Origin of the sequence: Delftia acidovorans SPH-1, assembly GCF_000018665.1 — a bacterium.
Lineage (GTDB): Bacteria > Pseudomonadota > Gammaproteobacteria > Burkholderiales > Burkholderiaceae_C > Comamonas > Comamonas acidovorans.
Window position 1 is genome coordinate 2,127,077 of record NC_010002.1, and the last position, 9,957, is coordinate 2,137,033.

The following is a 9,957-nucleotide window of genomic DNA, read 5'->3' on the forward strand; positions in this document are numbered from 1 at the left end:
GCGTGGGACACGATTGCACATGGCTTTGTTGTAGTGGTTGCGCTGATCCCGGTTTTGCTCGTTTGGATCGCTTCGCTGCTGTGGAGGTTGGCATGAGTACCGAACGCGAAATGCTCGAAGCAGCGGCAAAGCATGTGGGCATCAGCGGCGACTACGAGGACGGGAAGATCTGGTGCCTGAACTTCATAGGCAATCTTGTCGCTTGGGACCCGCGTGGCCAGGGTCACTGCTCTCAAGAGTTGCAGGCCGTCTGTCGCATCAGTGTTGAGCACAGTCCAGCTGACGAAAAGCGTCCTTGGGTTTGTGCGAGCGTGTCCAACCATCTGGGACGCGCGGAACAGTTCATGGAAGACGTCCCCGACGAATCCCAGCGCGCGGACCGAATGCGCCTGGCAATCCTGCGCTGTGCTGCGGCTCAGCCACCAGCAAACGGATGCGAACGGACGGAATCGGATGCAAACGGATGCGTTGGGATAGACCGGGAGCGCATGGAAAAGGCGCTGGCCAGCGAGACCTTCACGCTGCCCAACGGACTCTCCGAGAGCGAGATCGTGGACCACTTCACTCGCGCCGCGAAGGAGCAAGCATGACCCCCACAGGAATCGAGGCCCAGGTCTGCGAAGACATCGCGCGCAGGCAGCAGTTTGGCCTGCACAAGTACGGCACTACCGTAGCCCAGAACCCGCTGGAACTGCGCCAGTGGCTCAAGCACGCATACGAAGAGGCCCTGGACCAGGCGATCTACCTGCGCCGCGCCATGGCCGAAATCGACGCCATCACGGGCCATGACGAGCTGGCCGACATGGTGCGGGCGGGGAAGGGGGCTCAGGCATGAGCACGACCCCCGCACACATGGTCATCCAGTTCTGGGTGGTCTCGGCCCTCTACGCGAGCGAATGCCACTGGCTGTCATGGCTCTATCGGCGTGACTCGACCCTGGGGCGCGTCCGGCGCTATGCCAACGCTGCCCGGGCGCGCGCTGTCGTGGTCTATGACCGCGTGTTGAATCAGGAGGACCTCATTGACTGACCGCACCCCCATCGATCCCCAGGTGGCCGTGGACTACATGCTCCAGACCGCGCCCCGCTACGCCGCTGCGAAAGCAAAGCGCGTGCAGCTGGAGGAGTTCCGCAAGAGCAAGAAGGCCATCCTGATGCAGCAGTCCGAAGGGAAGACCGTGGCGGACCGCGAGGCCTCTGCATACGCCCACCCGGAGTACATCGAGCTGCTGAATGGCCTGGAAGCTGCCGTGGAGGCCGAAGAACTCTTCCGCTGGAAGATGAAGGCGGCAGAGCTGCAGGTGGAGATTTGGCGCAGCCAGGAGGCAAGTAGCCGCGCAGAGGGGAGGGTGGTTCGATGAAAGCCGACCAACTGGCAGAGATCATTCTTCGCGCATCGACCCGCAACTTGGATGATGAAGTTCGGATCGTCGTTCACAACCCGGGGAAGGTTGGGCCGCGTTCTTCTGTCCCCCTTCAGGTGGCTGGATACGGGATGGATTGGGAGCGCGGCACGTTCGAGTTGATCCCGGCCATGCCTCTGACTCGCCTGACACCAGAGGATGTGGCCGCGATCCACAAGAGCGTCAGCGCAGGCTCATCCTGGCATGCATACCAGGCGCACAAGAAGCTGCACGAGCGCATTCAGCAGCTTGAGGCCGAGATTGCGGCACTGAAGGGAGGCCAATGACCTTCCGTCGCACACGCTGCGCCCACTGTCGCGCCAAGCTGGACCCCGGCCAGCGCATCCACCCACATTGCATTGCCGGTTACGCCGAAGCCGAGGGCGCCAAGGCAGAGCGCAAGCGACAGAAGCAGGCGAGAGCTGCAGCCAGGGTAGAGAAGGCAGAGACACGTCGGCGCAAGGAGGCCACCAAGCCGCGCGCCAAGTGGCTGTCCGAGTGCCAGGACATCATCAACAAGATCGTCCGTCTGCGCGACAAGCACTTGGGCTGCTGCTCATGTGACCGCGGCCCCGAATGGGATGGCCAGTGGCACGCATCGCACCTGCGTTCCGTGGGCGCCGCGTCAGCAGTCCGGTTCAACCTCTGGAACATCCACAAGGGCTGCTCCATCTGCAACAACCACCTGAGCGGCAACCTGGCCGAGTACCTGCCGCGCATCCGCGCCCGCATCGGCGATGAGAAGGTGGACTGGCTCTACACCCAGAACCAGCTCGTCAAGCACGACGTCGAGTACCTCAAGAAATTCAAGCGAGTGATGGGCAAGCGCCTGCGCCGCATCGAAAAACGCTGCAACTGAAAAAGGAGCCCACATGCTGATGAAAGCCTACGTTGACTACAACATCATCAAGGCCGAGCACGAAGAGATCCACCTGAGGCTGCAGAACTGGGCCAAGTGGACCCGGGTTGGCAGGTTCGCATGGATGACCCACCCCATGTGGCGCTACTTCAAAGAGCGGGAGCCACAGCCTTCCAGCACCTGCAACACCCTGGATGCACATGAGGTGGAGAAGCTGATAGCGGACCTACCACAGAAGAACCGCCAAGCCATCCGCTGGTGGTATGTCTACGCCAGCAACCCAAAGACTGCGGCGAAGCAGATGGGGGTGACGCTGGAGGCGCTCGATGCTCTGGTGCATGACGGCAGGACGATGCTGAAGAACCGATCCAAGCCACTTGCGAAACCGAAAAACGTGTGATAACGTTCGCCTAATCGTTAGCAGCAGCATAGGACGAACCCGGTTTGCGCCGGGTTTGGCGCGGGCTAACAAAATGAGTCCGCCGCAACTGTCGACTGAAGGAAAGGTCTCCAGCTAGTCGACTGGGAGTCCGCGAAGGAAGTGATGCGGATGAGTGGCGAATCCCTTGACCGGGATAGACTTCCTGACACCTCGGAAAGACGAGGATCAACACCAAAGCCTCGATTGCTCACGCAGTCGGGGCTTTTTCATTTCCGCAGGGCGGCACTAACCCCTCAACTGCCCCTCCTTCGAGTGCTTAGCCCTGCACCCCAGCAGATCCCGGCCTGTGTAGCAAAGCCCAGTAACCCTGGTGGCTCCGGGATGAAGAAGAACCACAGGACATTTACCTCGACGTAACCGCAGGCGCGACCTGCTAATGACCTCGCTAGCCATGTTGGATCAGGCCCGGGTGAGTGGGAAACCGCAACAGCCGTCCAAGTCGAAAGACTGAAAGCCGACCAAGGTAGTGGAAGCAACCAACTGGCAAACCCGGGCTCGCATCCGGGCGTTGAGACCAACATAGGAACGACCATGCTTGGATCACAGGACTCGCAGCCCATCCCGCTTGAGCAACTGAAAGCCCAGCGCGACAAAGCATGGGAAGAGTGCTGCCGCCTGGACTGGCTGATCTGCAAGGAGCAGAACCGGCTGTCTGATGAATGCCGGAAGCAGCGGGATGCCTGGCTTGACCAGCGTGAGGTTGGAGTGAACTTTCGTGTTGACATGACCCATTCGCAGGCCCTGCCAAAGACATACACAGGTTGACGGATGGGTCGTATCAGCACATTCAATGAAGACATCGCAACAAAGCTCTGTGACCGGATAGCAGCAGGAGAGTCCCTCCGCAAGATCTGCACGGATCCCAAGATGCCGAGCATGGCGACTGTGATGCGGTGGCTGGGAAAGCCTGAGAACGCGGCTTTCCGAGAGCAATACGCATGCGCGCGTGATGCCCAGGCCGACAAGCTGGTCGAAGAGATGCTGGAGATCGCCGACGAGGAATGCACGATGGTGCGATCCGATAAGCACGGCAGCAAGGACGATGACGGCCAGGGAAACACCGAGGTCGTGTTTGACGCCACGGCGGTCGCTCGCAACAAGCTGCGTGTGGATGCCCGCAAGTGGGTGGCCAGCAAGATGGCCCCGAAGAAATACGGCGACAAGGTGACCCAGGAGGTCGTCGGTGCCGGTGGCGGCCCAGTCGAGACCGTTACGAGAATAGAGCTAGTCCCCCTGAAATGACCACCGCGCAGATTGCCATCCCCGAGAAGCTGATTGAGCTGTTCTCGGGGGAGGCAGACGTGCGCGCGTGTGATGGCGGTCGTGGGTCTGGCAAGACGCGCAGTTTCGCCAAGATGGCTGCGGTCAAGGGCTACCAGTACGGCAAGGCGGGTGTCACTGGCATCTTGCTGTGCGCCCGACAGTTCATGAACTCGCTGGAAGACTCCAGCCTGGAAGAGTGCAAGCGGGCCATTGAGGATGAGCCATGGCTTGCTGCCTACTACGACGTTGGCGACAAGTACATCAAGAGCCGCGATGGGCGGATCACGTTCGCGTTTGCTGGCTTGGACCGCAACATCGCGTCGATCAAGTCCAAGGGCCGCCTACTGCTGTGCTGGGTTGATGAGGCCGAGCCAGTGACCGACGAGGCTTGGACGACGCTGATCCCAACCCTGCGAGAAGAGGGCACTGATTGGAACGCTGAACTCTGGGTGACATGGAACCCGAAGCGCAAGAGCGCGCCGGTCGAGAAGCGGTTCAAAGGGTCGAGCGATCCGCGCATGAAGTACGTGCGCTGCAACTGGAAGGACAACCCGAAGTTCCCCGCGCTGCTCGAGCGTGTGCGCCTGCGCGACCTGGCTGAACGCCCAGAGCAGTACGCGCACATATGGGAAGGCGATTACGCCACGGTGATCGAGGGCGCGTACTTCGCATCGCACATCGTCAAAGCGCGCCAGGACAACAGGATTGGCCGCGTGCCGGCCGACCCGCTGATGACGCTGAGGGCCTTTGTGGACATCGGCGGCACAGGCGCCAGGGCTGATGCCTTCGCGATGTGGATTGCGCAGTTCGTCGGCAAAGAGATTCGAGTGCTCGACTACTACGAGCAGGTCGGCCAGCCGCTGTCATCGCATCTGAACTGGATGCGTGAGAAGGGCTACGACAAGGCCCAGATCTGGCTGCCACACGATGGCGCCACACAAGACAAGGTGCACGACGTGTCCTATGAGTCCGCGCTACGCCAGGCTGGCTACACGGTCACGGTCGTGCCGAACCAGGGCAAGGGCGCTGCAAAGGCTCGTATTGAGGCCGGCAGGCGTCTGTTCGGGTCGATGTGGTTCAACGAGGCCACAACCCAGCCAGGCCTTGAGGCGCTGGGCTGGTATCACGAAAAGCGAGACGAGCAGCGCGGCATCGGCCTAGGTCCAGAACACGACTGGTCGAGCCACGGTGCTGATGCATTCGGGCTGATGTGCGTGGCTTATGAAGAGCCGCGCGAGTCCAAGCCCCTGAACTATCCAAGACTGAGCCACGCATGAAAGGCAACGCTGAGAAGCGCCCCTGAACTATGGCAAAACGAATGACAGAAGACGAGCTGCGCGCACTGACAGACAGTGAGATGCGTCTGGCCGTCGGCTATTGGTCCGGCAAGCTGGCAAACCAGCGCATGAAGGCCATGGTCTATTACCTGGGCGAGGCGAAGCTGGACCTTTCGCCACCCGAAGTGGACGGCCGCTCGTCTGTGGTGTCGCCAGATGTGCGCAACACAATTGAATCGATGCTGCCGCAGCTGATGGTGAAGTTCTGCGGCGGCGATACCGTGGTGGAGTTCGAGCCCACGAAACAGGGTGATGAGGAAATGGCCGAGCAGGCCACGGACTACCTCAACTATCTGCTGTTCGTGCGCAACCACGGCGAGCGCGTCGTCTACAACTGGATGAAGGACGCGTTGCTGTCGAAGAATGGCATCGTGAAGGTATGGTGGGACACGCGCTGGGACGAGACCCGCGAAGAGTATGAGGGCCTGCACGATGTCGAACTCGCCCAGCTGATGGACGATGAAGAGGTCGAGGTCACAGAGCAGAAGTCCTACCCAGACGAAGAAGACGCAGAGCAGCGCATGAAGGCGCTGGAGAAGCTGCAAGAGCAACTGGATCAGGCGCTGGATGCTGCCCAGCAGGGCAATCAGCAGGCCGCCCAGGCGATCCCGCAGATCCAGGGCCAGATGCAGCAGATCCAGGCCACGCCGCCGAAGATGCTCTGGGATGTGGTCTGCAAGCGCGTGAAGAAGGGTGGCCGGGTGCGTGTCGAGAACGTGCCGCCTGAAGAGTTCCTGATTTCCCGCAAGGCCAAGTCCATCGAGGATGCGTCGTTTGTTGGCCACCGTGTCGCACGGACCATCTCTGAGCTCAAGTCCATGGGCTACAAGAACGTGGACGACATCACCAGCGACGACCAGGCCGCAAGCCTGAACATGGAGCGGATCGAGCGCCTGTCGTGGGATGACGAGATGGCCTACCTGCAGATGGACAACGTCCAGTCGATGGACACGTCCCAGAGGCAGATCTGGGTAACTGAGTGCTATCTGCGCTGCGACTATGACGGCGACGGCATTGCAGAGCTGCGCAAGGTGGTTCGTGCTGGCAACCAGATCCTCGAGAACGAGGTTTGCGATGTGGCTCCTTTCGTGAGCATCACTCCGGTGCCGATGCCTCACAAGTTCTTTGGCCTGTCCGTTGCGGATCTCGCCCTGGAAGGCCAGCGCATCAACACGATCCTGCTGCGCAACCAGCTGGATAACAACAATCTGGAGGTCAACGGGCGGTATTTCGCGGTTGAAGGCCAGGTGAACCTGGACGACCTGCTGACATCGCGTCCTGGTGGCGTGGTCCGCATGAAGTCAGCGGGGATGGCCGGCAGACTTGACCAGGGCGCTGGCAACTCTGGTCTGAATCTCCAAATGATGGAGTACATGAAGGGGTTCCAAGAGGACTCCACCGGCTGGACCCGCTACAACCAGGGCTCGGACGGTGATTCTCTGAACCAGACTGCCACAGGCGTGAATCAGATCGTCAACCGCGCCGACATGCGCCTCGACCTGATCGCCAGGAACTACGCTGATGGCTTCCGCGAGCTGTTCCGCCTGATGCTCAAGCTGTGCTCGCAGTACCAGCAGACTGAGGACATGGTCAAGCTGCGCGGCAAGTGGGTGCCGGTGAGCCCGCGTGAGTGGCGTCGTGGGTTCAATGCCACTATCAACGTGGGCCTGGGCACAGGATCAAAAGACCAGCTTGTGCAGCAGCTGATGATGATTGGCCAGCAGCAAACGCTGGGCCTGCAAATCGGCACCGCAACGCCCAAGAACGTCTACGAGACGCAGGCGCAGCTGACCAAGGCTGTCGGGTTCAAGAGCCCTGACAAGTTCTTTGTTGACCCGTCCACGCAGCCTCCGAAGCCTCCGCAACCAGATCCTGCACAGATCCAGGCCCAGGTTGAGACGATGAAGGCCCAACTGAAAGCGCAGACGGACCAGCAGTCCAAGGCCGCCGAGCTCCAACTGGAGCGCGAGCGGATGGCAATGCAGGCTGAGGTCGACCGCAACCGTCAGGAAGCTGAGGCGCAGCAGCAGCAGCTGAAGATGAGCATGGAGCGTGAGCTGGAGCAGTTCAAAGTCCAGGCGCAAATGCAACTGGCTGAGTTGAAGGCGCGCCTGGAGCAGGAGACTGCATTGCAGGTGGCGCACATGAACAACGAGGCCAAGCTGATCGCCGCGCAGATGCAGGCGAAGGCGCCGGCCACGCAAGAGATGGACAACGCAGCCGACGCTGCCCTGGGGGATGACGTTGGAACAGGTTCCTGACGAGCGCTTGCAACAGCGCATCTATGACGCAAACCGGGCACGTGAGGTGCTGGAGAACGAAGCATTCTCTGGCGCATTCGTCGCCATCGAGTCGGAGGTAATCGAAGAATGGAAGAAGTCACCAGCCCGCGACGCGGAAGGCCGCGAAAAGCTGTGGGCGTACCTACAGCTGCTGAAGAAGGTGCGGACGCACCTGGAGTCAACGATGAAGGACGGGCAGATAGCGGAGCTCGACCTGAACCACAACCGGAGCCTGCGCCAACGCGTGAAGGATGGCTGGGATTCGTTGACCGAGTGAAGGAAAAAGCCGCGAACAGTGGCCGCAGCTTCAACACCGTGTCCCACCCGGCGCCCGTCGACCCCGTGATCCACGCTGACTGGCCGATCAAGGTCAACGTCGGCCCTGAATCGATCTAGCCGAAGCGCAACCGGCATTGTTTGTTGTGTGTTTGGGTATCGCAGTGATGCGCCCCCAGGAGATGTAGATGGACAATCCGACCACGGAATCCAACCAGCCGTTGAACCTCGATTCCGCCGCCCAGGCCTTCAGCCAGGTGCTCGATGCGGAGCCTGAACAGGAGCGCGAGCAGCCTGCCAGCGAGCAAAACCAGCCTGCCGAGCAGCAGGAGCAGCCTCAAGGCGAGCCCAATGCCTCGACGGAGCCGCAGGACCAGATGGTCACGGTCAAGATCGACGGCAAAGAGGTGGAAGTCCCGCTGTCCGAGCTCAAGAACGGCTACCAGCGGCAGCAGGACTACACCAAGAAGACCATGGAGGTCTCTGAGCAGCGCAAGGCCGCTGAAGCAGAGACCCAGCGTGCTCAATACGAGCGCCAACAGTACGCTCAGAACCTGCACAACCTGCGGGTTCAAGCGGAGGCTGCACTGCAGTCTCAAAGTCAGATCGATTGGGACCGACTGATCGCTGAAAACCCGCAGGAGGCCTTGCGGCAGAAGCACCTCATGGATCAGAGGCAAGCTCAACTGCAGCAGGTGTATGCGGAGCAACAGCGCGTCGCCCAAGCGATCCAGGCCGACCAGCGACAGGGCTATCAGCGCCATCTCTCGGAGCAGCACCAACAGCTCGTTGACAAGCTGCCCGAATGGAAGGACGAAGCCAGAGCAAAGGCCGAAAGCGCGGCGATCCGTGACTACCTGCTTGGCCAGGGTTACGACACTGACGCGGTGAACAGCGTGAACGACTCGCGCGCCGTCGTCATTGCCCGCAAGGCGATGCTCTACGACCAGATGATCTCGAAAACGGATGCGGCTACGAAGAAGGTTGCCAACCTGCCTACCAAGGTGGAGCAGCCTGGCTCTGGCGCCAATCCCAACCTGGACCGTCGCACTGCGGCATTCCAGAAGCTTTCGAAGACCGGGCGTGTTGAAGACGCTGCTCAGGTATTCGCCCAATTTCTTTGATTTCTAACGTCGAGAGACGCTGAAAGGACTCACCATGGCCGCACCCAGCGGAACCTTCCTGACCACGGCTGCCATCGGCAACCGTGAAGACCTGACCGATGTGATCTATCGCATCAGCCCGACCCAGACGCCCACGCTGAACATGGCGTCCAAGGCCAAGGCGACCAATACCCTGCATGAGTGGCAGACTCAGGACCTGGCAGCCGCCGCGTCCAATGCCGCCGTGGAAGGTGACGACGCCGCTGCCAAGACCGTGACGCCCACTGTGCGCTTGAACAACCGCACGCAGATCAGCACGAAGACCGTGCGCGTGTCCGGCACCCAGCGCGCGATGAATCCTGCGGGTCGCAAGGATGAACTGGCCTACCAGTTGTCCCTGGCCTCGCTGGAAATCAAGCGTGACATGGAGCTGGACCTGACGCAAAGCGATGTGGCGGCGACCTCTCCCCGCAAGTCGCGCGGCCTGCGTGGCTGGGTGGTGGACAACGTGAACCGCAACGGCGGCACGCTGGCCGACTACGTGGCCAACACCGGCTACACCCCCGGCACGCAGCGTGCGTTCGTGGAGTCGCAGGTGAAGGACGTGCTGCAGAAGTGCTACACGGCTGGCGGCGAGCCAGACACGATCATGATGCCTCCCGCTGCCAAGCAGACGTTCTCGACGTTCACCGGCAACGCGACGCGCATGGACAAGTCGGAGGACTCCAAGCTGTACGCATCGGTGGACTACTACGTGTCCGACTTCGGCACGATCCAGGCCGTTCCGAACCGCTTCATGGCCACGCGCGACGTGTTCCTGCTGCAGTCGGACAAGCTGGCCGTGGCCTACCTGCGCCCCTTCCAGACCACCGACATCGCCAAGACCGGCGACAGCGATGCTCAACAGATCATCGTTGAGTACACGCTGGAATGCCGCGCTCCCAAGGCGCACGGCGCGGTGTACGACATCCTGTAATCAACGGCGGGGCTTCG

The 9,957-nt window shown here is 61.0% G+C and carries 14 protein-coding genes; all 14 read left to right on the forward strand.

The genetic code is table 11. The features are described 5' to 3' along the window. Positions 1-92: 92 nt before the first annotated feature. Positions 93-590, forward strand: coding sequence for a hypothetical protein (locus DACI_RS09660; protein ID WP_012203859.1), 498 nt, complete (start codon positions 93-95; stop codon positions 588-590). After that, complete coding sequence (locus tag DACI_RS09665; RefSeq protein WP_012203860.1) at positions 587-835, forward strand: hypothetical protein; 249 nt, start codon at positions 587-589, stop codon at positions 833-835. The genes DACI_RS09660 and DACI_RS09665 overlap by 4 nt, the downstream gene beginning before the upstream one ends. Then, the gene (locus DACI_RS31115) at positions 832-1,029 is read left to right on the forward strand and encodes a hypothetical protein (protein ID WP_012203861.1); all 198 of its coding nucleotides are present in this window, start codon (positions 832-834) and stop codon (positions 1,027-1,029) included. Before DACI_RS09665 ends, DACI_RS31115 begins: the two co-directional genes overlap by 4 nt. Continuing rightward, entirely contained in the window at positions 1,022-1,360 is a 339-nt protein-coding gene (locus DACI_RS09670; RefSeq protein WP_012203862.1) for a hypothetical protein, read from the forward strand. The genes DACI_RS31115 and DACI_RS09670 overlap by 8 nt, the downstream gene beginning before the upstream one ends. Continuing rightward, the gene (locus DACI_RS09675; protein ID WP_012203863.1) at positions 1,357-1,689 is read left to right on the forward strand and encodes a hypothetical protein; all 333 of its coding nucleotides are present in this window, start codon (positions 1,357-1,359) and stop codon (positions 1,687-1,689) included. Before DACI_RS09670 ends, DACI_RS09675 begins: the two co-directional genes overlap by 4 nt. Then, complete coding sequence (locus tag DACI_RS09680; protein ID WP_012203864.1) at positions 1,686-2,261, forward strand: recombination protein NinG; 576 nt, start codon at positions 1,686-1,688, stop codon at positions 2,259-2,261. The genes DACI_RS09675 and DACI_RS09680 overlap by 4 nt, the downstream gene beginning before the upstream one ends. Positions 2,262-2,274: 13 nt before the next feature. After that, positions 2,275-2,661 carry a sigma-70 RNA polymerase sigma factor region 4 domain-containing protein gene (locus DACI_RS09685; RefSeq protein WP_012203865.1) on the forward strand — a complete coding sequence of 129 codons (387 nt, stop codon included), beginning with the start codon at positions 2,275-2,277 and terminating at the stop codon, positions 2,659-2,661. 573 nt (positions 2,662-3,234) lie between these two features. Next, the gene (locus DACI_RS09690; protein ID WP_043781089.1) at positions 3,235-3,468 is read left to right on the forward strand and encodes a hypothetical protein; all 234 of its coding nucleotides are present in this window, start codon (positions 3,235-3,237) and stop codon (positions 3,466-3,468) included. 3 nt (positions 3,469-3,471) lie between these two features. Beyond that, a complete protein-coding gene (locus DACI_RS09695) occupies positions 3,472-3,945 on the forward strand; it encodes a terminase small subunit-like protein (protein WP_012203866.1) in 474 nt (157 codons plus the stop codon). Next, positions 3,942-5,243 (forward strand): PBSX family phage terminase large subunit, encoded by a 1,302-nt coding sequence (locus tag DACI_RS09700; protein ID WP_012203867.1) that lies wholly within the window; start codon positions 3,942-3,944, stop codon positions 5,241-5,243. Before DACI_RS09695 ends, DACI_RS09700 begins: the two co-directional genes overlap by 4 nt. Before the next feature lie 41 nt (positions 5,244-5,284). Next, on the forward strand, positions 5,285-7,564 hold the full coding sequence (locus DACI_RS09705; RefSeq protein ID WP_157059638.1) for a portal protein: 2,280 nt from the start codon (positions 5,285-5,287) through the stop codon (positions 7,562-7,564). After that, positions 7,542-7,862 (forward strand): hypothetical protein, encoded by a 321-nt coding sequence (locus DACI_RS09710; RefSeq protein WP_043781090.1) that lies wholly within the window; start codon positions 7,542-7,544, stop codon positions 7,860-7,862. The genes DACI_RS09705 and DACI_RS09710 overlap by 23 nt, the downstream gene beginning before the upstream one ends. Positions 7,863-8,049: 187 nt before the next feature. Then, positions 8,050-8,985 (forward strand): hypothetical protein, encoded by a 936-nt coding sequence (locus tag DACI_RS09715; RefSeq protein WP_012203870.1) that lies wholly within the window; start codon positions 8,050-8,052, stop codon positions 8,983-8,985. Between the two features lie 34 nt (positions 8,986-9,019). Continuing rightward, positions 9,020-9,940: a DUF5309 domain-containing protein gene (locus tag DACI_RS09720; protein WP_012203871.1), complete on the forward strand. Its 921-nt coding sequence runs from the start codon at positions 9,020-9,022 to the stop codon at positions 9,938-9,940. Positions 9,941-9,957: the final 17 nt, after the last annotated feature.

Coding starts and splice junctions, on each gene's coding strand:
- DACI_RS09660 (WP_012203859.1), top strand. CDS start 93: ATGAGTACCGAACGCGAAATGCTCGAAGCAGCGGCAAAGCATGTGGGC.
- DACI_RS09665 (WP_012203860.1), top strand. CDS start 587: ATGACCCCCACAGGAATCGAGGCCCAGGTCTGCGAAGACATCGCGCGC.
- DACI_RS31115 (WP_012203861.1), top strand. CDS start 832: ATGAGCACGACCCCCGCACACATGGTCATCCAGTTCTGGGTGGTCTCG.
- DACI_RS09675 (WP_012203863.1), top strand. CDS start 1,357: ATGAAAGCCGACCAACTGGCAGAGATCATTCTTCGCGCATCGACCCGC.
- DACI_RS09680 (WP_012203864.1), top strand. CDS start 1,686: ATGACCTTCCGTCGCACACGCTGCGCCCACTGTCGCGCCAAGCTGGAC.
- DACI_RS09685 (WP_012203865.1), top strand. CDS start 2,275: ATGCTGATGAAAGCCTACGTTGACTACAACATCATCAAGGCCGAGCAC.
- DACI_RS09690 (WP_043781089.1), top strand. CDS start 3,235: ATGCTTGGATCACAGGACTCGCAGCCCATCCCGCTTGAGCAACTGAAA.
- DACI_RS09695 (WP_012203866.1), top strand. CDS start 3,472: ATGGGTCGTATCAGCACATTCAATGAAGACATCGCAACAAAGCTCTGT.
- DACI_RS09700 (WP_012203867.1), top strand. CDS start 3,942: ATGACCACCGCGCAGATTGCCATCCCCGAGAAGCTGATTGAGCTGTTC.
- DACI_RS09705 (WP_157059638.1), top strand. CDS start 5,285: ATGACAGAAGACGAGCTGCGCGCACTGACAGACAGTGAGATGCGTCTG.
- DACI_RS09710 (WP_043781090.1), top strand. CDS start 7,542: ATGACGTTGGAACAGGTTCCTGACGAGCGCTTGCAACAGCGCATCTAT.
- DACI_RS09715 (WP_012203870.1), top strand. CDS start 8,050: ATGGACAATCCGACCACGGAATCCAACCAGCCGTTGAACCTCGATTCC.
- DACI_RS09720 (WP_012203871.1), top strand. CDS start 9,020: ATGGCCGCACCCAGCGGAACCTTCCTGACCACGGCTGCCATCGGCAAC.